This is a genomic window from Streptomyces sp. NBC_01478 (assembly GCF_036227225.1).
GTDB lineage: Bacteria > Actinomycetota > Actinomycetes > Streptomycetales > Streptomycetaceae > Streptomyces.
Genome location: NZ_CP109444.1, coordinates 11475617 through 11498778, shown reverse-complemented (window position 1 = coordinate 11498778; position 23162 = coordinate 11475617). Strand labels below are relative to the sequence as shown.

The following is a 23162-nucleotide window of genomic DNA, read 5'->3' as shown; positions in this document are numbered from 1 at the left end:
AACCACTCACGCCTGCGCGCCTACGACCGCGAGACCACCAGCGCCGAGAGGAACCCCTCGGCCAGTCGCGGCGCGGGCAGTTCGTCCCCCTGCGCCGTCAACACCCGCACGACAGCCCGGGTTTGAGCGTCGGGAAACGTGTCGGCGTACGCCTCGCCCCCGTCGTCGGTCGCATACGCCCGTGCCAGCGCCCGGCCGACCGCCTCCGCCTGGGCCTCGGCGCAGGACCGGGCGTTTGAGTCACTGCTGAGCCGCGCGTACTCGTGCCCGTACGCGTCGGCCTCGGTCGCGGAGAACCCGTTGGCCAGTGCGTGGTCGCGGGCGCCCGTGTGGGCTTCGGCGTAGGCGCTCCTACGGTCGTACGCGGCGTCGTAGACGTACAGGAGCACGGGAGTGAGTGCCGACCTCCAGGTGTCCTGGTCCGGCATCCTGCCGCGTGCCGCTTCACGGTGCAGCTCGCTCAGGGTGCCGACGACGGTGGAGTCCCCGGCGAGGAGCGGCAGGATCGTGTCGCTGTGCCAGACGTGGACGGCGTGCAGGGTGCCCATGTCGTCCGACTCCTCGGCGAGAAGGGCGTACAGACGGGTCGCCCAGGCCTCTCGGGCGCCCGTCGGCAACTGCTCGTGGAGGGCTGCGGCAACGCACCTCAACCAGGCCGCCGAGGGCGACAGTTGGGCAAGGAACGCCTCAGGGGCGTCGGTTGTGGGCATGAAAGGGCACCTTCGCTTCCGGCCGGGAACCGGGAACCCGCTCAGGCCTCCAACCGGGAGCCGTTGACGGCGACACGGCGGCCCTCCCGGGTGTGCGGGAAGTAGTCCCAGACGGCGTGGTGCTGGACGCTGCGGTTGTCCCAGAGGACGAGGGTGCGCTCCTGCCAGCGGACCCGGCAGTGCAGCAGCGGGGTACGGGCTATGTGCGCGTACAGCATCTCCAGCAGCGCGTCGCTCTCGGTGCGGGACAGTTGCGTGATGTGCGAGGTGTAGGGGGCGTTGACGAACAGCAGTTGGCGGTCGGTCTCCGGATGGCGGGCGACGACCGGCTGTTCGGTGCGCGGCACCTCGTACTCGGGCGGCGGGGTCTGTCCGGCGGCGGTCCAGGGCAGGGCTCCGTCGTGGACGGCGGTGAGGCTCTCCAGGAAGCTTCGCATCGCCGGTGAGAGCAGTTCGTAGGCGAGGTGCATGTTGGCGAAGACGGTGTCGCCGCCGCTGCCGCCCTCGGGGATGGTGGTGATGTACAGCAGCGAGCCGAGGGAGGGTTCGGGGTCGGCGGTGCCGTCGGCGTGCCAGCCGTTGCCGGCCACGGCCTTGGACTCCTTGGTCGCCTTGATCTCCAGGATGTACGGGTCGGAGCCCTCGGGCGCGAGGGCCACGGGGTGCAGTTCGCCGAAGACGCCCGCGAACCGCTTGTGTTCCTCGGGGGTGATGTCCTGGTCGCGGAAGACGAGGACGTGGTGGGTGTGGAACGCGTGCGTGAGTTCCTTCTCCTGCTGGGGTGTCAGCTCCCGGGACAGGTCGAGGCCGGTGACCTCCGCGCCCAGCAGTGGGGTGATCGGGGCGACGGACAGAGTGTCGTAGGGCTCGGCGGGGCGGGTGGTGAGCCGCTCGACGGCCTTGAGCGCGTAGTCCTCCATGAGGGACCTCCGTGGCATCGGTGGGGTGGAAGAGGGGGAAGGGTCTGCACGGCCAAAGGCCTACAACTACAGGCCTCTGTCGAGGAGTTCGGATACGACGAGTCGCCCGAAGGCGAGGTTGCCGTGGATCGTGTCGTCCGCCTGGCAGAAGGCGGGGCGTTGCAGGCCGGAGGCGTCGGTGACGCGGGCCCGGAGGTCGACCAACTCGACACCGCGTGCGGTGAGTTCGTCGGCGAGGACGTGTTGCGCGGCGAAGAAGACACCCGGGTCGGACATGCCGGGGACGCGCTGGGGCGGCAGCGGCGCCAGTACGCGTAGTCCCAGGGCGACGGCGTGGTCGTAGAAGGCGAGCGCGCCCCGGACCGTCGCTCTGACGAGGTCGGCGAAGAGGCGGCTGCGCAGGAAGCTGTCCGGGACGGTGGCGTGCCGGTCGCGGTAGAGGTCCCAGTTCTGTCGGGTGGCCACGGTGTGGGCGCTCAGGCCGAAGGTGCACACCAGCGGTACCGCCAGTGCGGCGAGCGCGCGCATGTCGAGGGTGTCGAGGAACTCGCGGTACAGCCGCTCCGTCTCGGTCTGCCGGAAGGTGAGGTCGGTGCCGTCGGTGTCGAAGAACGGGCCCAGGAAGTCCCGCCCGGAGCCCAACGGGCCTCCCACGAAGGGCAGTTCGGCGGCCTGGGCGGCCCGTCCGACGCAGCCCGCGTGGGAGTCACCGAGCAGCAGGAATCGGGCGGGGGCTGTAGTAGTCGAGCACTGCGTCGTCACACCAGTTGTCCTCTCCGCCGACGGCGGCAGTGGGGGTGGAGGTGAGGGAAATGATGGGCTCGGTCCGGCCCCGCACGGCCTGGAAGAAGTGCCGCATCACGAAGGCCACGCCGTCGGGGGTGACCGTGCGGAGGTTGGGTTCGTAGAAGGCCGCCCGGTAGGGGAAGCCGGTGATGATCTCGTACGACGGGAAGTAGTCGACGTCGTCCGACTCGTCCGTCAACTGCCCGGCCGCCGCGCGCAGTACGGACTTGGAGTGGGTGGTGGCGACGAGGGCGTGGCGGCCGGTGGCGGTGGCCGTCAGGGGCACCGGGGAGACGGTGAGGACCATGCGCAGCCGGGAGTTGACCCGGCGGGCGAGGGCGAGCACGGACGTCAGGTCGCTGTGCACCTGCGCGACCGTGTGGTTGCGCAGGACGTGCCGGGCGGGGTCGAAGGTGCCGCGCACGGTCCCGGGGCACATCGGCAGGACCGTGCCGGTCCGCGTGTCGTGCCAGGCCTCGGTCAGGCCGAGGGTGAAGACGAGCACGTCGGCCTTGGTGAGGGCGGTGCGGACGGCGGCGAGGGTGCGGTCGCGGGAGCGGAGCAGGTCGTCGGGCGAGGCGAAGCCGTCCGGTTCCACGGTGGGCCGGAACGGGTCGTGGAAGGTTCCGTCCTCTTCCTCTTCCCAGACCTCCTCGGGCGGCTTCTCCTCGCCCAGCGCCCAGGCGATCCACTGGCGCAGCGCCGCGGCGGTGTAGATGTTCCCGGTCCGGAAGGAGAAACGGCGGTAGCCGCGTGCCGACTGTTCGGCGCGGGTGAGGCCCGGTGGCGGCGGTTCGGCGTCGTACCAGTGCATGCCCTCCTCCAGGAGGGCTCGTCCGATGTGGGCGGCGAAGCAGGATCCGGCGGTGACGACGGGGGCGTCCTGGCCGATCGTGAACTTCGGCGTCCACAGGTCGGTGATGTCGAGCGCGTCGGGTTCGGCGACCGCGGTCCGCCAGAAGGACCGCTCGGGCAGGCGGGTGTAGGGGTGCTGCACGGTGGCCTCTTCAGGATCGTCCGGCGGGGCGGAGCAGAGCGCCCTCGGGCAGAGCCGTCGCGAGTACGGCGGCGATCGCCTGTACGTGGGGTTCCGCGACGAGTTCGTAGTGGGTGGCGTCGACGTGGTGGAGGCGGAACGGGTGGGGCAGATGGGCGTCCCACGCGCCGGGCGCGGTCGGCTCCGGCGCCAACACCCCTTCCTCTACAGGGCGTTGGGCCAGCCATACCTCGGCGGGCGTCCGGTGCAGTCGTGGCAGTCGGTGTTCGGCCATGGCCGCGAGGTTGGTCCGACAGCAGTGCGCGAGGCGTTCGGCGTAGGCACGGCCGGACTCGGACAGCCGTCCGCCACCGCTGCGATGACCGTTGCCATTGCCATTGCCATTGCCGCTCAACTCCCGGGCGAACACCGCGTCCACCTGTCGTTCGTCGTAGGCGGCGAGCCGTTCGCCGGCGCCGGGCGGTGGCGGATCGAGGAGGTGGACGGCGTCGACGGGTCTGCCGTCGGCCTCGGCAAGTGCCGCCATGGACAGGGCTGTCCAGGCGCCGAACGACCAACCCGCCAGGCTCAGACGGCGGTTGGGGTCCGGGAACGCGGCCCGGACGGCCTCCAGGTAGTGCGCGGCGCGCTCGGTGATCGACCGCGCGGGCCGGGCAGGGTCGCGCAGTTTCGGGTCGGCGATCAGACAGACCGTCAACTCGTCGGACAGAGCGGCCACCAGAGGCCGGTAGGCCTGGATGTCGCCGCCCACCGGATGGACCAGGCACAGGACATCTGGGCCGGTTCCGCGCTGCCACACCTCTACGTCCACCGTGGCGACGGAGGCGCGGGTGCCGGTGTCGAGATGGCCGAGGACCTCGGCGAGGCTCACCCGGTGGCTGAGCCGGGACAGGTCGATGTCGGTGCCGTAGCGGCGTTTCACCTCGTCGATGAGTTCCAGCAGGGTAAGGGAGTCGGCGCCGAGGTCGTACAGCGCGGCCTCCGGGTCGACGGTGTCCACCCCGAGCAAGTCGACCAGGATCTCGGCGAGTTCGGCCGTGGGGTCGGTGGACGCGGGGTGCACGGAGGACACCGGCTCGGAGTCTGCGAAAGACTCGTGCTTGCGCTCGTGCTCGTGCTCGCGCTCGTAGAAGAAGCGGGCCTCCGCCAAGGGTGTGGTGTTGACCATCAGGTGGGGCAACTGCAGGTGCAGGGCTCGTTCGAAGAGCGCCGCGCCGTCCTCGGGGGTGAGCGCCACCTTCAGGTGTTCCTGGTGGCGGCCGTCGGTGGTGAGGGCGTGCTGTGCCATGCCCACGTCCCGCCAGGCGTCCCAGCCGATGCTCATACGGACGGTGGTCGCGTCGTCGGCGGGTGGTGCGTGGTGGGCGTAGGCGTCGAGGCAGGCGTTGGCCGCCGCGTAGTCGAACTGTCCGACTCCCCCGAACTCGGCCGCCATTGACGAGCAGTAGGCCGCGTAGTCTGGGTCGTGCTCGGCGATGAGCCGTTCGACGAGCAGGGCGCCGCGCAGTTTGGCGGCCGTGGCACGGCGGGCGGTGGCGGGGTCGCGGCGGGCGAGGAGTCCACCGGCGGCCGTGCCCGCGGCATGGACGATGCCGGCGAGGCCGTCGAGGTGCGGGGCCAGGCGGTCCGCGATCGTGCTCAGGTCGTCGTCGGCGAGGTCGGCCGACACGACCGTGACGCGGTCCTGGTGTGCCCGCAGCGCGGACGGTGTCCCGGTGCCTCGGGCGACGAGGACCACGCGGTTGCCGGGGTGCTCCAGGAGGCGTGCGGCCAGGGTGGCGCCGATTCCGCCGGTGCCGCCGAGCACGAGGTGGGTTCCGGGTGCGGCCGAACGGACGGCGGGTGGCGGGGAGTTGAGGGCCGCGACGGGTTGGAGGGTGCGCTGCCACCAGAAGCCGTCGCGCAGGCCGGTCGCCGCTTCGGTGATCGTGTCGTCCAGGAGCAGGTCGGGCAGGTGGGCCGCCCAGTCGGCCGGGCGGGGTCCGGGCAGGTCGGTCCAGCGGAGGGTCACGCCCAGTTCCTGCCGGGGCACTTCGAGGGCGGCGGCGAGCAGCCCCGCCTCGGGGGTGCGGACAGGGCCCGTGACTGGCTGCGCCCCGTGGGATAGCAACCAGGCGCGCGGCCGTACGGCGGCCGGAACGTCGGCCAGGGCGCGGGCGAGCGCGGCGACGGTGTCGAGACACGCCAACTGGGCTGCCTCCAGGGCGTGTTCATCGAGGCCGCCGTCGAGGGCCAGCGGCAGTGCGTGCAGCCAGTCGACGCCGGGTCCGGTGTTCCGGGTGACCTGTTCCAGTACGGCGGCGAGCTGCTCGGTGTCCGCGGGGTCGGCTTCGTAGCGGTCCGCGTCGAGGCGGGCGAAGGTCTTCCCGGCGCACACGGTCACCACCCGGGCGTAGTGCCGCTCCAGGAACCGCCACGACGCGCCGCCCGCGTCCGTGACCACCACGGCGGTGCGCCGCGGTTCGTGGGCGCCGGTGCGGGCACGCCGCAGCCGCGTCCACTGCGGCTGATGCAGCCACTGGTCGGCGGGCAGCCGCTGCGGTCCGGCCGACGGCACGGGCGCGCGCTGGAAGTCGTACTCCGCCGTGTCGAAGGCGGGCGGCGGGAAGTCCCAGGGTGCGGGCGCGGGGCCCTCGGGCCATACGAGGGTGTGTCCGGCCGTCCAGGCCTCGGCGAGCGCGCGGGGATCCCGGTCCTGGGCGGGGTCGCCGGCGCGCGGGTGCGGTGCCGTGATGTCGGAGAGCGTTTCGAGCCAGGCGACGGCGGAACCGGCGTCCGCGCAGACCGCCGCCGCCCGGTGGCCGAGCGCGGGCCGTCCGGCCTGGAGGTGCCGCAGGACCTGCGGGTAGGTGTCGGGGTGCGCCCTCAGATAGGCGGCGACACGGCGGCCGTCCGCGCGTACGGCGGCCTCGGAACCGCCGGACAGCACCAGGCACGGCACCGGTTCGTACGCGGTGTGTACGGCGGGTCGGGTGTCCGCCTGCTCGACCAGCAGGTGGGCGTTGGTCCCGCCGATGCCGAAGCTGCTGACGGCGGCGACCCGTGGCCCGTCCTGCGGCCAGGGTTCGGCCGTGACCGGTATGCGGAACGGGCCGTCGTCGATCTCGGGGTTGAGTTGGTCGAAGTCCGCCGTGGGCGGGACGATCCCGTGGTGCACGGCGAGCACGGCCCGCACCATTCCGACGACGCCCGCGGCGGCGCCCAGGTGTCCGATCTGGCTCTTCACGGAGGACAGCGCCACCCGTGCGTCGTCCGTCAGTCCGTACGCCTGGCGCAGCGCGGCCGCCTCCACCGGGTCCCCGAGGCGGGTGCCGGTGCCGTGCGCCTCGACATAGCCGAGGTCGGCGCCGCTACGGCCGCTGCGGTGCAGGGCGGTGCGGAGCGCGGCGCGCTGTCCCGCCAGGGCGGGGGCGCTGTAACTGAGCTTGTCCGAGCCGTCGTTGTTGATGCCGGAGCCGGTGATCACGGCGTAGACCGTGTCCCCGTCCCGGCGGGCGGCGGCGAGGGGCTTGAGGACGACCACACCACTGCCGCTGGCTCCGACGGTGCCGGCGGCGTCCGCGCTGAAGGGCCGGCAGTGGCCGTCCGGCGAGAAGATGTGCTGCGGCCGGTAGGTGTAGCCGTCGGTCAGGTCCACGTCGACGAGGACACCGCCGACGAGCATCACATCGGCGTCGCCCTGCCGCAGCAGCCCGGCGGCGACATGTACGCCGACGAGGGAACTGGAGCACGCGGACTGCACGGTGAAGGCGGGGCCGGTCAGGCCGAGGTGGTAGGCGGCCTTGGTGGCCAGGAAGTCCTTCTCGTGATGCAGCGCCAGCCGGAAGGTGTCGGGCAGTTGGTCGGCGTCCGCCTCCCGCAGCATGCGCTGGAAGTAGGTGTTCTCCCCGCAGGCGGCCAGCAGTCCGACCCGGTGGGCCGTCGGGTCGCCGATTCCGGCGTGGGCGAGTGCCTCGACGCAGTTCATCAGGAGGTGTCGCTGCTGGGGGTCCATGAGCCGGGCCTCGTGCGGGCTGATCGTGAAGCGGCCCGGGTCGAAGTCGAGCAGCCCCGCGAGTTGGCTGCGGGCGCCGACCTTGCCGTCCGTCGTCGGGAAGTGCTCGATGCCTCGGCGGCCGGAGACCACCAGGTCCCAGAAGGCGGCCAGGTCGGGGGCGCCCGGCAGTCGTACGGCCATCCCGATGACGGCGACGGGTTCCTCGGCCCGCTCCCCCGGCGGCCGTGGGGCGACGACGGTCGCGTGGGTGCCCTCCGTTGCGCGTGCCTCGATGAGGCGGGCCAGTGCGCGGAGGCTGACGTGCTCGAACAACTCCGGGACGGTGAAGGCGAGTTCGTCCTCGCCCGCGCAGCGGAGCTGGAAGCGCATGAGGTCCAGGCTGGTGGCGCCGGCGTCGAAGAACCGCTGCTCCACGCCGACCGTCTTGCCGGTCACGGTCTCGAACAGGGCGGCCAGCCGTCCTTCGAGCGACGAGAGGGCCGGGGCGGTCACGGCGGTCGGCCGCAGCTCGCGGCCTGGGGCGGTGGGTGCCGCCCGGCGGTCGAGCTTGCCGCTCGGCGTGCGCGGCAGTTCCGTCAGGCGGCGGAAACGGCTGATGCGCACATAGGACGGCAGCAGCCCGGCCAGGTGATCCGCGAGGTCCGTCACGTCGGGGTCGCCGCCCCTGCATTGCAGACAGGCGACCAGGCGTCCGTCCGCCACCGCCGCGACCGCGTGGGTGACTCCGGGGTACTGGAGCAGCGCGGCCTCGACCTGCCCCAACTCCAGCCGGTGACCGCCGAGTTTGACCTGGCCGTCGTCGCGGCCCGCGTAGTGCAGCAGACCCCGCGCGTCGAACCGGGCCAGGTCGCCGGTGCGGTAGAAGGTCCCGAGGTCCGGGTCGTCGGTGAAGCGGTCGTGCTGCGGTGTGTCGTCGCCGAGGTAGCAGCGGCCTGCCATGAGCCCGCCGATCAGCAACTCGCCGGTGACGCCTGGCGGAACGGGCAGACCGCCCTCGTCGACGACACGCAGGACGGCGTTGGCCACCGGCCGGCCGATCGCGGGGCGCAGCGGCCAGTCGGCGGGGTCGCCGTCGAGGCACAGACCGCTGACGACATGGGTCTCGGTGGGACCGTAGTGGTTGAACAGCCGGGCGTCCGGCAGGCCCGCGAACCAGCGGCGGATCGCGTCGGTGCACACCAACTGCTCCCCGGCGGTGACGACTTCACGCAGTCGGGACGGGAACCGCCCGGTGCGCACGCCATGTTCGGCGAGCAGTTGCAGAGCGACGTACGGCAGGAAGATCCGCTCCGCTCCCCCGGTCTCCAACTCCCGGAGCAGGGAAGGGGCATCGTGCCGCCAGGCGGGTTCCACCAGGCGCAGCAGTCCGCCCGAGCACAGGGTGGTGAGGATCTCCTGGAAGGAGACGTCGAAGGACAGCATGGAGAACTGCTGGGTGACGGCGCTCCCGCTCAGGCCGCCGTCGGTGCGCTGCCAGGTCAGCAGGTTGCACAGGGTCCGGTCGGAGACCTGGACGCCTTTGGGTGAGCCGGTGGAGCCGGACGTGAAGAGGGTGTAGAGCGGGCGCAGCCCCTGGTGCGGGGGCAGTTGGGGAACTGCGGTGGGGGTGTCGGCGAGGGTGAGGAGGTGTCGGGGCAGCGACGGTGGGGCGATCGCGGCGAGGACGGCTTCGTCCTCGGGTGCCACGAGGACGCAAAGGGGGTCGGCCCGGTCGAGCACGTGCCGCAGCAGGGGTGGTGGATAGGCGGGGTCGAGGGGGACGACGGTGAGGTTGAGGCGGGCCGCCGCCAGGAGAGCCACGATGTGTTCGGCGGAGGGCTGGAGGTAGAGGGCCACGGCCGCCGGGGCGGCGGGGTCGGCCGGGAGGCGGGTGCCGAGTGTGGCGGCCAACTCGGCTGCCTGCGCGTCTAGTTCGGCGTAGGTGAGAGCCAACTCGCCGGTGGTGACGGCCGGGGCGTGCGGGGTGCGGGCCAGTTGCCGGGCGAAGCCGTCGGCGACGGTGGTGAAGTCCGGTGCCCGCGACGGGCCTTTGCCGTGGTCGGGCAGGGTTCGGCGGTAGTCGGCGACGAGTGCGTGGACGGTGGTGTCGGTGTCGCCGGTCAGGTGGTCGAGGGTCTGGCGGAAGAGGTGGGCGGCGGCTCGGGCGCGTTCGGCGCCGAGGTCGTCGCGGTACTCCCACAGGCAGTCGAACCCGCCCTCGTGTTCCACCACCGACAGCGTGAGGGCGCATTTGGCTCCCAGCGGCTCGGGCCACAGCGGCCGTATCTCGCAGGCGTCCAGGCGCAGTGCCGAGAAGTCGGTGTTCTCCAGGACGAACAGGTAGTCGAACAAGGGAGTTCGCTCGCGGAAGGCGCGGTCCGCGAGGAGGTCGGCGAGGGCGACCTCCTGGTCCCGGAGCACGGTGTGCACGGCGGTGGAGTGGGCCGAGAGCTGGGCGTCCAGTGAGCGGTGCGGTTCCGTCGGCAGGTCCAGGAGCACGGTGTTGGCGAACATGCCGACCGTGTCCGCGAATTCGGGTCGGGGCCGGTTCACCACCGGCGTGGCGATCAGCGGACGGCTCTGCCCGGTCACGCCGTAGAGGCTGGTGGCGAACGCGGACACCAGCAACTGAAAGCGGGTCAGGCCGAGTTGCGCGGCACGCCGGTCAAGCGCGGCGCGCCGGACCAGGTCGAGCGAGGTGCGCAGCAGGCGGGCCCGTGGTGCGTCGGGGGCCGGCAGGGCGGGTGACGGTTCGCCGCCGCGGCCGTAGTGGGAGCGCAGCCGCGCGCGGCGGTCCTCGTAGGCGGGGCTGGTGTGCCAAGTGCGTTGCCAGCGGGCGAAGTCGAGGGGGGTGAGGGCGGCGGACGACGACCGGACTCCGGCGTCGGTGCAGGCCTCGCTGAGGTCGCGGAGGAGGAGGTTGAGCGACCAGCCGTCCACGGCGACGTGGTGCAGGTGCAGCAGGAGCAGCCCGCCCTCGTCCTCGGTCACCCAGGCGGCCCGCAGCATCCGGGGGTCGCCGAGGTCGAAGCGATGGCCGAAGAACCGGTCGGCGGTGTCCTGCCACTCCTCCCCTGCGCGGGCTTCGAGCACTTGCCACGGGTCGTAAGGATCTCCGGTCTGCTGGAGCAGCCCCTCAGGGGTCGGGACCAGCCGGGTGCGCAGGGCCACATGCCGTTCCACCAGCGTGCACACCGCGCGACGCAGTGCCGTCGTGTCGACGCGGCCCCGGACGCGGAAGGCCAACGGCACGTCGTAGGACGGGTTTTCGGGCTCGCGCTGGTGCAGGAGCCAGAGGCGTTCCTGTTCGCTGGTGGCCGGTGCGATCGGCTCGCCCGAGGGACCGGGCACAGCCGGGTGTTCGCCCTCACTCCTCTCCGGGGCGTGTACGGCGTCGGCCAGGGCGGCGAAGTCGGCCCGCAGGACGAGGTCGTGCGGCAGGTCGACGGCGAACCGGCTGAGGATCTCGAAGCGGAACCGCAGCGCCTTCAACGAGTCGCCGCCACTCGCGGCCCAACGGTCGCCGGGGCGCAGCCCGTTGACGGCGAGAATGTCCTCGGCCACCTCCAGCACCCTCCGTTGCTCGGCGCTGACAGGTACGTCGCCGTCGGAGGTACCGCGCCACGGATCGAGAGTGCCGCGCAGCAGGGCGTCCCGGTCGACCTTGCCGTTGGCGTTCCGAGGCAACTCGGCGACGAGGTACGTGTGGTGGGGGCGCATGTACGAAGGCAGGGCGGCGGTGAGGTGCCGGTCGTAGGCGTCGTAGGAGAGTTCGTCGCCCAGGACGAGGAAGGCGAGCAGTTCGCTGCGGTCGGCTTCGTCGCGGCGGGTGCATAGGTAAGCCTGGCGGACGGCGGGCTGGGCGAGGATCTGCCGCTCGACCTCGCCCGGTTCGATGCGGAAGCCGCGGACCTTGACCTGGCGGTCGGCCCGGCCGACGTAGGTGATCCGGCCTTGGGTGTCCTGGCGTACGAGGTCTCCGGTGCGGTACCAGCGCCGCTCGCCGCCGTCCTCGTGCGGCAGCCGTACGAAGCTTCGGCCGGTCTGCTCCGGGAGGTTGCGGTAGCCGTGGGCCAACGCCGGGCCGGAGAGCAGGAGTTCGGCCACCTCGCCCGGTTCGGCGGTGCGGTCGTCCTCGGTGCGCAGGAGTGCGCCGGTGCCGGGGAGCGGGGTGCCGATCGGGATGGTGTCGCCGGCGAAGTCGCGCGGGATGGGGTGGCAGAGGGCGAAGGTCGTCGCCTCGGTCGGGCCGTACACGTTGTGCAGCACGGTGCGGGAGGCGGCGTTGGTCTCATACCAGCGGCGGATGATCCGCGCGTTGAGCTGTTCACCCCCGACGAGTACCTGTCCGATGCCGGCGAAGCAGTCGGGAACCTGCTCGACGACCGCGTTGAACAGGGCCGTCGTGATGAACAGCGTGTCGACGCGACGCTCGTCGAGCAGCCTGGCGAACCGGGGTGCGCTGTGCACCTCTTCGTCGTCGAGTACGACGCAGACGCCGCCGGTCAGGAGGGGGACCCACACCTCGAAACTGAGCGCGTCGAAGGCGGGGTTGGCCAGGCAGGCGAAGCGGGCGCCGGGCCGTAGGTCGAGGTAGCCGGGCCGGGCCAGGCGCAGCACTCCGTCGTCGGCGACCTCGACGCCCTTGGGGTGCCCGGTGCTGCCGGAGGTGTAGAAGACGAAGCCCGTGGCGGTGTCGCCGGGAGGCTCCGGGGACACGGTGGGCAGGTCGGAACCGTCATCGGCCAGGAGCAGGTGAGCGTCCAACGCGGTTATGTGTTCAGGTAGTTGAGGTGCGTGCCCGCTGTCGTGGACCACGGCGACGGCGCCCGAGTCGTCGAGGATGTGCCGCTGCCGGTCGGGCGGGCTGAGCCGGTCGAGGGGGACGACGGTGGCACCGGCGCGGCGGATGCCGAGCATGACGCAGACCAGTCGCCAGGAGCGGGGCAGGTGTACGGCGACCGCGTGACCGGGGCGAACTCCGGCCGCGTACAGGCGCGTTGCGACTCGGCCGCCGGCTCGTTCCAGTTCCGCGTAGTCGAGGACCCGATCGCCGTCCTCGACGGCGACGGCGGAGGGGGTGCGGCGGGCCTGGGCCAGTACGGCCTCGGCGAGGGAGACGGTTCTCGCAGGTTCCGGGGAGACTCTGCGGGCGGCGGGACGGAGATCCATCACGCCTCCCGTACCGGCAGCGCCAACTCGGCGCCATGGTGGGCCAGTTCGACACTGAGCAGGGTGCCGACCCGGGCCGCTCCGACGCCCTCCAGGATCTCCCAGTGGTCGCACTCCATCGTCTCGACGCGGTAGTCACCCTCGGCGCGGTGCCGCCAGAAGGCTCGGACCTCCGCGTGGAAGGGGGTGTCGTCGCCGTCCGGCACGGCCTGGGCGAGGACCAGGCGCGCCGGGGAGGCCGCCGGGAGGTGTTCGCGGGCGGTGAGCCGGTTGTGGTTGTAGAGCTGGAAGTAGCGGTCGACCTGGGCGTCGTCGATACCGGGGTACATCCCGTTGAACCTCACGAGTTTGTCGCGGAATTCGGCCGCGTCCACGGCGCCGATCTCCGCGCGTGCGGACGCGTCGTCGGTGGCCTGGGTGTCGAGGAGGACGACGCTGACGGCCCGGTGTCCGGCGCGGGCCAGGAGGCGTCCCATCTCATGGGCGACGAGACCGCCGTAGGACAGGCCGGTCAGGACCAGGGGCGTCTCACGGTCGGGGTCGACCAGGCGCAGGTACTCCTCGGCCATGGCCTCGACGGTGGGCAGGAGGTCCTCGTCGGGGTTCACTCCCGGGGACTGGATGCCGTAGAGCCCGACGTTGTCGGGCAGGAGTGTGGCCAGGGGCAGGTAGCAGAAGGCGGTGCCGCCGGCGGGGTGGACGCAGACGACGCGCGGGCCGGTGCCGGGGCGGAACTCGATGAGGCTGCCGGGTGCGCGGGCGGTGCCGTCCTCGCGCAGCAGCGCGGCCAGTGTCTCGATGGTGGGGCGGGTCATCACCTCGCCGACCGGAAGCCGGCGGCCGAAGGTCTCGGTCACGGCGTGGGCCATCTTGATGGCCGAGAGCGAAGTCCCTCCGATCTCGAAGAAGTTGTCGCTGACACCGATGTCGGGGTGGAGCAGGATGCGCTGCCAGATGCGGTACAGGCCGTGTTCGACATGGTCGCGCGGGCTGGCCGTGTTGACCTGGTCGGAGGTCGACTCCTGGGCCAGGCGCAGCAGTTGGGGTCGGTCGAGTTTGCCGCTGCGGTTGAGCGGCAGGGCGTCGAGGTCGAGGAAGACGGCGGGGATCATGTAGTCGGGCAGTCGGCGGGCGAGGGCCGTGCGCCAGTCGTGGGTGGTGCGGGCCGGTGCGGTGCCCCGGCCGATGCCGGCGAGCAGCCGGGGCTGGCCGGTCGCGTCGTGGTCGACGAGGACGGCGGCCTCGCGGACGCCGGGCAGGGCCATGAGCGCGGCCTCGACCTCCGCGGGTTCGATCCGGAATCCACGGAGTTTGACCTGGTCGTCGGCCCGGCCGACGTAGTACGCCTGGCCGTCCGGCAGACGTCGGGCGAGGTCTCCGGTGCGGTAGACGCGTTCGCCGGGCACGAACGGGTCGGGCAGGAAGCGTTCTTTGGTGAGGTCGGGTCGGCCGAGATAGCCGCGCGCCAGCGACGCCCCGCCGAGGTACACCTCCCCCACCACTCCGGGCGGGACGGGTTCCATGCGGCCGTCGAGCACGTACATCCGGGTGCCGGGCAGCGGGCGGCCGATGGGGCAGGGCTGTTCCAGCGGGCGGGGTTCGTAGTAGGCGGTGCTGTAGAGGGTCGCTTCGGTGGGGCCGTAGCCGAAGCAGATCCGCAGGCCCGGAAGGTGCTGGGTCATCCGGTGCAGCGCGGCTTCGGTGAGCGACTCGACTCCAGTGAGCAGGCTGCGCAGTTGGAGCCCACGCAGTCGTACGGCGGGGTCCTCGTCGATCCACTTGACGTAGGCGGGCGGCAGGAACGCCTGGGTCACCGCGTGTTCGCGCATCCACGTCAGCAGGGCCTCGGGGTCGCCGCGCAACTCCTCGGGGACGATGTGCAGTTCGCCGCCGGTGGTCAGGGGCAGCAGCAGTTCGTGGATCGAGGCGTCGAAGCCGATGCTGGACCAGGCCGAGCCGATCTCTCCGGGGGCGGTGCCCATGCGGGCGTGCCAAGTGGCGAAGAGGTTGAGGACGCTGCGGTGTTCGACCGCGGCGCCCTTGGGCCGTCCCGTGGATCCGGAGGTGAAGATGACGTAGGCCAGTTGGTCCGGCGTGTGGACAATGCCGGCGGGCGGTCCGTGCCGGGTCGCTCCCTCGGCTTCCACGGCCCCCAAGTCGAGCCATCCTGGGGCGCGTTGTGCGCTGTCGTGGTCGCTCAGCACGAGGGGGCAGGCCGCGTCCTCGACCATGTTCGCGAGGCGTTCGGCGGGCTGGCCCGGGTCGAGCGGGAGGTAGGCGGCGCCCGCCTTGAGGATGCCCAGGATGCCGACGGCCAGGTCGCGGGACCGCGTCGCGTGGAGGCCCACGACGTCGCCGGGGCGCACGGACCGGTCGGCGAGGGCGTGCGCGAGCTGGTTGGCGCGGCGGTCGAGGGCCGCGTAGTCCAGGGAGCCGTTCCGGTCGACGACGGCGGTCCGTCCGGGTCGCTCACGGACCTGTGCCTCGAAGAGTTCGATGAGCCCGGTCGCTGTGTGCGGGACGGACCCGGGGGCCTCCGACCGCGTGGCGTCGCCGTCGAGCAGCACCCTTCGGCGCTCCTGAGGCTCCATCAACTCCAGTGCGCGGATGTCCCGTTCGGGGTCGCGGACCATGTCGGCGAGCAGTTGCCGCAGATGGCCGGCCCAGCGCTGGGCAGTCGCGTGGTCGAGGAGGGCCGTCGCGTAGTCCAGGTGCCCGGTGATACGGCCCTCGGACTCGGTCGCCGACACGGCGAGGTCGAACTTGGCCGGCGCCTCGGCGATCGGCAGCGGCTGGGCCTCGACTCCGGGCAGGTGCAGCAGGTCCCGCCGGTCGGGCTGCCAGGCCAGCATGGTCTGGAACAGCGGTGTACGGGAGGCGCTGCGCGGCGGGTTGACCAGTTCGACGATGCGCTCGAAGGGCAGGTCCTGGTGCGCGAGTGCCTCGCGTACGACGGCGCGGGTACGGGTGAGGGCCTCGGACGCGGTGACGGATCCGGACAGATCAATGCGCAGCGGAAGGGAGTTGACGAGGAAGCCGATGAGGCCGGCCGCTCCCGGGCCACGCCGGTTGGCGAAAGGGCTGCCGACAACGATGTCGTCCTGCCCGGAGAGACGTGACAGCAGGATGGCCCAGCCGGTCAGCACGGCCACGAAGGGAGTGGCACCGTGCCGTCGGGCCAGGCCGCGCAGCCCGGCCGTGACGTCGGCATCGAGGCTGAACTCGGCCCGCCCGCCGTCGTATTGCTGTTCCGGCGGCCGAGGGCGGTCGGTGGGGAGTTCCAGGACGGGCGGGGCGTCGTGCAGCGCGCGCCGCCAGTAGTCCTCCTGAGCGGTGAGGACGGCTTCGCGCTGTCCGCGCGCATGGTCCGCGTACTGAACCGCGAGCGGCGGCAGGGGGTTCGGGACGCCTGTCGCGAACGCTTCGTAGAGTTGCCCGAGTTCGTCCATCATGACGTTCATCGAGACGCCGTCGTAGATGCTGTGATGGAACGTCAGCAGGAGGACATGACGCTCGGGCCCCAGCGCGAGCAGGCGGGCGCGTCCGAGCGGGCCGGATTCGAGGTCGAACGGCCTTTGTGCTTCGTCGAGTTGACGGGCGGCCACGTACGCGGCGCGGCCGGTGCCGGTGTCAGCGGTGAGGTCCTCGAAGGTCAGGGAGAAGCCCGCACCCGGTGGGTCGATGTGCTGGCGCACATCCCCTTCAGCCGCCACCAGTCGTGTCCGCAGCGTCTCATGACGGTCCGTCAATGCGTCGAGAGCGCGGGACAGCAGCCCGCCGTCGAGCGGGCCCGTCAGCGAGAAGGCGATCGTCTCGTTGTACGCGGCGTTCGCGCCCGGAAGTTGGGCCAGGAACCACAGCCTCTGCTGGGCGAAGGAGGCGGGCCGGATGCGGGACGCCCGTCCGGTGTCACCTGCGGCCGTTTCGGTGGACGCACGTGGAGTGGGGACAGGGTGGGGGGTGTGGTGCACCGGCGGTACCTGGCCTTCCCATCGGTGTGGGGCTGGGTGACATCGGGCGCGACAGACCGGGATCACCGGACTGCCGACGGCCCGGAACAGGATGCGCTCACCGTCGAACGGGCGTTGTGGGGAGTAGGGTGCGGGGCCGGCGAACGGGATGCGCAGGGCGCCATCACCGTGCAACGCTCACCGGCGCCGAAAGTAGCCCGGTGATTCGATAATTCGATTCCCGAAATCGCCGGCCAATTACCTGGTCACATCACTTTCCTGCTCACTCAGAATTCCTCCCGGAACTCCGTGACACAGCCGTAATCATCGATGACGGGCTCAGCGCATGTCAATACTCGACATTCCGCAGCACTTCACATAGCACCCATATAGCACCCACACCGAAAATTATTCCCATGAAATTCGCATACAGGAGGAAAGGCTCCACAACGTCACACGTTTCCCCCTTGGCGTGCCGAAACACCATTGCGGGCAAAGAATGCCTCACGAACTTGCCCGCTCTTCACTCGCGCGGTACGGCGTATCCAGGCACGGAAGGCCAGCGCACGGTCAGTACCACGGACTCGTCCTCGGCGACCCAGGAGTGATCGACTCCCTGACCCCAGACGACATAGTCGCCCTGTTCTTCCAGCAGCACGCTACGGCCGGGGAACTCCATGCGGAAACGCCCTGAGATCAGAACAAGAAGAGCTGTACGCACTTCGCCCTTCACCCACTGCGCCCGCTGTTCGCCTCGTGGATGGACGCCCCATTTGACCTCCACGGCCTCGCTGTGGCGAGGACCACCGTCCTCCTTGAAGTGCCCGAGCAGCCATCCCCGGTCCAGTGCCGCGTCTTTGCCCGCATTACCCACGTACACGCCGTCTTCCATGCGCCGGAACGCTAGCACCGAGCATTGCGTCAGTGGCAGCGCGTCCAGCGGCCGCGCGGACCTTGCCGGATCCCCGGGCCGACCCCGCTCACCGGATGGCTTCGAGCAGCAGGTTCGCGGCCACCGCCGCTCCGTCGGTGCGGATCCTGCTGCCCAGGGCCTTGGCCCGCGCCCGGGTCTCCGGTGCCAGGGCCGTCTTGAACGCGACGTTCAGGGACTCGGTCGTCGGCGCCGGACTGTCGAGTGCGGCGCCGAGATCCAGGGCTGCGACCTGGCCGGCCCAGTAGGGGTTGTCCGCCAGTTGGAGAGGTACGACCACCTGCGGCGCACCCGCCCGGGCGGCCGTCTGCGTGGTGCCCGCGCCGCCGTGGTGCACCACGGCTGCCACCCTGGCGAACAGACGCTGATGGTTGACCTCGCCGACGGCGAAGCAGTCGTCCCGGTCGTCGACGAGGTCCAGGTCCGCCCAGCCACGGGAGACGAGGACGCGGTGATCCTGTGCGCGGATCGCCTCGACGGCCCTGCGGGCGATGTCCGGCGACGGGCGCATGCTGCCGAAGCCCACGTAGACCGGCGGCGCGCCCGCGTCCAGGAACGTCATCAGGTCAGCCGGGAGCGGGCGTTCGTCCGGCAGGGTCCATGCACCGGTCTGCGTCACGTCGAGGCCCACTGTCTCCCGCCACGGTCCCAGGACCGGGTCCGCCGCCAGCCACGGCCGGTCGGTGAAGACATGGTCGCGGACGTTGTCCACCGGTGGCAGACCGAGCGATGCCCGGTGGCCGTTGAGCGGCTCGGCGAACTGGGCGTTCACGTTCTCGGCGTCGAGTTCCCACAGCGTCCGGTTGTCGCTCGCCGCAGGTTCCGGCCAGCCCGGGCGCGGCGGCGGGGCGTGGTACGGCGACGGCAGGTTGACCGCCGAATAACTCGTGTACACGTAGGGAACGCCCGCGGCCTCGGCCACGGACCGCGCGGCGATCTGCGCCAGGCCGGCCGCCACCAGCGCGTCGCATCCGTCGAGCGCCGCGGGGAAGATGTCGAACTGTGTGTCGACCATCTCGGTCCGGTACCGGGACAGATCCGCCGCCGACGGCAGAGTCGTCCCACTCATCAACGCCCGCACCGGAGGCCCCACCGGCACCAGTTGCACCCCGAGACCAGCCAGCCGCTGCGCGAACTCCTCGTCCGGCGGGGCGCACATCCGCACCTCAACGCCGAGCGCCCGGAGCCGCACCGCGAGTGCCACCAGCGGTTCGACATCGCCCCGTGTCCCGTATGTGGACAACAGCACCCGCATTCGGCGTCCTCTTTCGCTCTGTCTTCCCCTACGTCCGGGCTCGTTCCCGCCCAGGCTTCGAGCGGTCCTCGTCGACGGCGACGGGTCGGCCGTAGCCGGTGCGCGGCAGCAGTGTACGTCGCGTGGTGCTGAGCGCGGCAGTGGTCCCCGATCATCGAGGTGCCGGGGCCGCGCCTGCCTGCCCTCATCAGAGGCATACGCAAGTCAGCCCCGTCGTAACGGAGTTGGAGGCAGTCGACACCGGACAGGTGCCGGTCCTGGGGTGCCGCGCGGTGGCCTGCGACGGACACGCGGCGGAAGCCCGGTGGCGGCGGCGCTTGGCCGAACTCGGAGACCGGCGACCGGCCCCTTCCCGCTCATGGGCCAACTCGGCTGTTTCGAGGCCGACTTCTGTCCGCGCGGGAAACGGCGAATACCCACAGGGCCCCTTGGGGACAATCTCGTCGATCTCCGCTCCGCGCCCTCTCGCGCGGAGCTGTCCCCGATGACTACGGTGAGCGCCTGTGTCCCTTCCGGACCGACGGTGTGGCGTCGGCCTTGGGCCGCCCGCATCCCTACCCCTACCCGGCGAAGCGCGCGAAGGTTCCCGATCGTCAAGACAACCTGAGAGCCACTCAATGCATATGTCGTCCGGGTCCGTCCCTGATGTCTCGGTCATCTTGCCCTGCGCCGGATTCGCCACGCGCTTCGGGGCGCCCTACTCGAAGGAGCTGCACTGCCTGGCTCCCGGGATCACGGTGCTGGACCGCAGTCTGGAGGCGGTGGTCGAGCTGGCCAAAAGCGGACTCAACGTGCGCCTGGTCGTCGTGTTCGGGACGCACAAGCTGGACACAGTGAGTTATCTCGCGCGCTACGCCGGGATCTTTCAGATGGTCTTCGTCTACCAGGACCAGTCGCTGGAACCGGATCTTGACGGCGCGGTCCGGTCCGCCCTGCCGATGACGCAGGGGCCGGTGGCCCTTGTCCTGCCCGACATCGTTGTCTCCGGCGCTGGTAGCGCCGGCAGTCTTCTCGCCGCATTCGGCAGGCTGGAGGTGGCCGGCTGGAGCGTTGTGGCCGCCGTGGAGCGTGATCCCGGCACACTCCGGCAGATGGGTGCGCTGGCCGTGGTCGAGAGGGGCGACGTCATGACAGTCCGGGCAGCCGCCGACAAGCCGGCGGACCCTTCCGGCTTCAACGCGTTCTGGGGCATGGTGGCAGTCAGCGAGGAGGAGGCACACCAGTTGCCCGACGTGGTGAGCAAAGGGTCGGACAGCCCACTGGTCGGTGCGGACGCCCTCCTCGTGGAACGAATCGTCAACTACAACACCACCGAGGGCTGACTCCCCGGCCTCGGACGAACTCGTGCGCGCTCGGCGCTGCACACGCCCGCCGAGGTCATCGGCCTTCCCGGTGCGTCAGCGGTAGGGCCGTATCACTGGTCGAGCGGTTCTCCCCGTGGGGAGAGAACGCGCCATCGGCCACCTGAGCCGCGACGCCCCCGGCCCGACCAAGACCACGCCCACCGCCGCGCTCGACGATCACCGAAGTCGGTCACCGTCCCCACGGCGATCCGTCACACCCCGGGAACGTCCCTCTCCCCCACCCGAATCACCCGCTCATCCGGAATCACCGCGACCCCCAGAATCTCGATCATCGCCTCCGGCTGCCACAGCGCGGTCGTGCCGATGCCCGCCATCGCCGGGTAGACCGGCCCCGCGAGCTCGCGCCAGGCCTTTCCGATCTCCTTGCCGTGGGCCTGGTAGTCGGGGATGTCGGTGAGGTAGAGCGTCAGGCTGACCAGGTCCTCGGGGATGCCGCCGGCCGCCCGCAGTGTGGTGAGCACGTTGCCGAACGCCTGTCGGAACTGCTCGACGATGCCGCCGGGGACGATCCGCATGTCCGCGTCCAGGGCCGTCTGTCCGCCCAGGTAGAGCGTGTTGCCGCTCAGCGTGCCGTGCGAGTAGCCGCTCGGCGCGGGGAGCGAGGGCGGGTTCACCGGGATCGGAGTCATTGCGGGTTCCTCCTCGGACGGACCGGACGGGACGACACAGGCAGCCTAACTCATCTATTGACTGTTTTCGACGGTCGTGAAAATCTCGCTATAACGCAGTCCGGCCGCCCGGTCGCCCCTGCCGCCGCCACCCCGAGGGAGAACGCCCATGAAGCTCGCCACCGTGGCCCACGGCGGCCGCACCACGGCCGCCGTGCTCGACGGCGACCAGTGGCGGGCGCTGCCGGCCGACGACCTCTCCGCGCTGCTGGCGGCCACCACGACGGACCGCGTCGCGGACCTCGCAGGGGCCGAACTGCCCGGCGCCGTACCGGTGTTGCCGCTCCCGTCACCGCGCAAGGTCGTCTGCTGCGGCCTGAACTACGCCGACCACATCACCGAGATGGGCCGCGAGCTGCCGGAACACCCCACACTCTTCGCCAAGTTCGCAGACACGCTGACCGGCCCCGAGGACGATCTGGTCCTGCCGCCCGGCCTCGACGTGGACTGGGAGGCGGAGCTCGCGGTCGTCGTCGGCGCCGAGCTCACGCGGGCGGACCGGGAGACGGCCGGGCGGGCGATCGCCGGGTACACGGTCGCCAACGACGTCAGCGTGCGGGACTGGCAGAAGCGCACGCTGCAGTGGTTCCAGGGCAAGGCCTGGGACCGCACCACCCCGCTCGGTCCGGTGGTCGTCACCCCGGACGAGTTGGACCCGGTCGCGGGCGTCGAGGTGATCTGCCGGGTCAACGGCGTCGAGCGGCAGCGCGGAAACACGAGCACGCTGGTGTTCGACGCCGCCGATCTGCTCGCCCATGTCTCCACCTTCACGGTCCTGCGCCCCGGCGACCTCGTGCTCACCGGCACCCCCGGTGGCGTGGGCTCGGGCATGAAGCCTCCGGTCTTTCTGGCCGACGGCGATCTCGTCGAGACCGAGATCCCCGGCATCGGCACCCTGCGCAACCGCTTCCGTCTCACCGACTCCAGGAGTTGATCATGGAACCCGATTTCTCCCAGTACGTCCTAGAGGGCGACAACTCGTCGTACGCGAACGAGTCCGGCCTGGTCGTACCGGTCGTGACCCGAGCGGGTCTGGAGGTCGGTGCCACCGGGCAGTCCGCCGGCGCGAGCCGGATCTCCGGTGTGTCCGTCCAGCACACACCCGCCACCAGGTTGTGGTTCGGGAAGGTGAGCAACGAGTCGGGCTACCGATCGGTGCCGCACCACCACGGCGAGGCCGAGACCGGTGGCTACGTCCTCTCGGGCCGGGCCCGGATCTACTTCGGCGAGCGGTTCGAGGACTACCTCGACCTCACGGAGGGCGACTGGGTCTTCGTCCCGCCGTTCATGCCGCACGTCGAGTGCAACCTCGACCGCAACAACCCGCTGACCTGGATGACGACCCGCACTCCGGAGAACATCGTGGTCAACCTGGCCGAGGTGGCCGACGCCGACCTGCGCGACTGGCTGGACCGGCCGTGAACGACACCCAGAGCACCGGCGCCGACTCCCGGACCACCGACACCGACGTCCGCGCGGACACCCGCTCCGGCCAGACCTCGGCGATCTTCACCGCCGCGATCGCGCTGACCCCCGTCGAGCCCGAGCACTTCGATCTCGCCTTCACCGCGACCACCCAGCCCTGCCCGTGGCCGAAGGCCTACGGCGGCGACATGGTCGCCCAGGCCACCGCCGCCGTGATGCGCTCGGTCGAGGGCAAGACGCTGCACTCGATGCACTCCTACTTCCTGCGGCCGGTCGACATCGGCGCCGAAGTCCGTTACGAGGTCGAGCTGTTGCGCGACGGGCGCGGCTACGCCACCCGGCAGGTCCGCGGCTTCCAGAACGGCAAGCCCGTCTACACCTGCCTCGCCAACTTCGCCGCGGGCGAGCCGGGCGCGACCTTCGCCGCCGAGCCTCCCGTCGGCGTCCCGGATCCCACCGAACTGCCCAGCTCGGCCTCGTACTTGCGCGACACCACCGCGCCTCGCGGCACCATGACCGACACCTCCGAGGCGTACTGGAGCGGCGGCCGCAGCTTCGACATGCGGCACGTGCCCGGACCCGTCTACCTCACGGTCGAGGGCGAGCGCGTGCCCCAACAGGCCGTCTGGGTAAGGCCGTTCGACACCCTGCGGCCCGTCGAGGGCCTGACCGACGAGCAGCGCGACCTCGCCGCGCTCGCCTATGTCTGCGACTACACGATCCTCGAACCCGTCCTGCGTGTACTGGATCTGCCGTGGGCGCTGCCGGGACTCGTCACGGCCAGCCTCGACCACGCCATGTGGTTCCACCGGCCCGGCCCCATGGACGGCTGGCTCCTCTACGCCCAGGAGGCCGTCGCCGCCGATACCGGCCGTGGCCTCGCCCTCGGCCGCTTCTTCAGCGCCACCGGTACCCACCTGGCCACGGTCGTCCAGGAAGGCCTGATCCGCAGCTCTTGACTCCCACGCAGCTCCTGATCCCTGCACGGCCCGCCCCCGGCCTGCGGAA

At 71.2% G+C, this 23162-nt stretch carries 13 protein-coding genes; 4 read left to right on the top strand and 9 right to left on the bottom strand.

All coding sequences use genetic code 11. The features are described from left to right. Positions 1-20: 20 nt before the first annotated feature. From OG223_RS51095 to OG223_RS51060, 8 genes are all read right to left on the bottom strand, one after another. The gene (locus OG223_RS51095) at positions 21-710 is read right to left on the bottom strand and encodes a hypothetical protein (RefSeq protein ID WP_329264544.1); all 690 of its coding nucleotides are present in this window, start codon (positions 708-710) and stop codon (positions 21-23) included. A gap of 41 nt (positions 711-751) precedes the next feature. Further along, positions 752-1630 (bottom strand): TauD/TfdA dioxygenase family protein, encoded by an 879-nt coding sequence (locus OG223_RS51090; RefSeq protein WP_329264542.1) that lies wholly within the window; start codon positions 1628-1630, stop codon positions 752-754. Between the two features lie 66 nt (positions 1631-1696). Then, positions 1697-2392, bottom strand: coding sequence for a hypothetical protein (locus tag OG223_RS51085; RefSeq protein WP_329264540.1), 696 nt, complete (start codon positions 2390-2392; stop codon positions 1697-1699). Then, entirely contained in the window at positions 2337-3413 is a 1077-nt protein-coding gene (locus OG223_RS51080; protein WP_329264538.1) for a GSCFA domain-containing protein, read from the bottom strand. Before OG223_RS51080 ends, OG223_RS51085 begins: the two co-directional genes overlap by 56 nt. A 10-nt stretch (positions 3414-3423) precedes the next feature. Beyond that, on the bottom strand, positions 3424-12561 hold the full coding sequence (locus OG223_RS51075) for a non-ribosomal peptide synthetase (RefSeq protein WP_329264537.1): 9138 nt from the start codon (positions 12559-12561) through the stop codon (positions 3424-3426). After that, positions 12561-16532 (bottom strand): non-ribosomal peptide synthetase, encoded by a 3972-nt coding sequence (locus OG223_RS51070; RefSeq protein ID WP_329264535.1) that lies wholly within the window; start codon positions 16530-16532, stop codon positions 12561-12563. Before OG223_RS51070 ends, OG223_RS51075 begins: the two co-directional genes overlap by 1 nt. 502 nt (positions 16533-17034) lie before the next feature. Next, positions 17035-17403, bottom strand: a complete 369-nt coding sequence (locus OG223_RS51065) for a signal peptidase I (protein ID WP_329264534.1) — start codon at positions 17401-17403, stop codon at positions 17035-17037. Between the two features lie 88 nt (positions 17404-17491). Beyond that, a complete protein-coding gene (locus OG223_RS51060) occupies positions 17492-18697 on the bottom strand; it encodes a glycosyltransferase (RefSeq protein ID WP_329264533.1) in 1206 nt (401 codons plus the stop codon). A gap of 623 nt (positions 18698-19320) precedes the next feature. Here OG223_RS51060 and OG223_RS51055 point away from each other — a divergent pair. Continuing rightward, on the top strand, positions 19321-20019 hold the full coding sequence (locus OG223_RS51055; protein WP_329264531.1) for a hypothetical protein: 699 nt from the start codon (positions 19321-19323) through the stop codon (positions 20017-20019). 233 nt (positions 20020-20252) lie between these two features. Here the strand turns inward: OG223_RS51055 and OG223_RS51050 are convergent, their stop codons facing one another. Then, a complete protein-coding gene (locus OG223_RS51050; RefSeq protein ID WP_329264529.1) occupies positions 20253-20690 on the bottom strand; it encodes a RidA family protein in 438 nt (145 codons plus the stop codon). A gap of 148 nt (positions 20691-20838) precedes the next feature. Here OG223_RS51050 and OG223_RS51045 point away from each other — a divergent pair, with 148 nt between their 5' ends. From OG223_RS51045 to OG223_RS51035, 3 genes are read left to right on the top strand one after another with little or no spacing between them, the layout of a single operon-like run. Continuing rightward, positions 20839-21663 (top strand): fumarylacetoacetate hydrolase family protein, encoded by an 825-nt coding sequence (locus OG223_RS51045; RefSeq protein WP_329264527.1) that lies wholly within the window; start codon positions 20839-20841, stop codon positions 21661-21663. A 2-nt stretch (positions 21664-21665) separates the two neighbouring features. Then, positions 21666-22151, top strand: coding sequence for a cupin domain-containing protein (locus OG223_RS51040; protein ID WP_329264526.1), 486 nt, complete (start codon positions 21666-21668; stop codon positions 22149-22151). Continuing rightward, positions 22148-23113: an acyl-CoA thioesterase gene (locus tag OG223_RS51035; protein ID WP_329264525.1), complete on the top strand. Its 966-nt coding sequence runs from the start codon at positions 22148-22150 to the stop codon at positions 23111-23113. Before OG223_RS51040 ends, OG223_RS51035 begins: the two co-directional genes overlap by 4 nt. Positions 23114-23162: the final 49 nt, after the last annotated feature.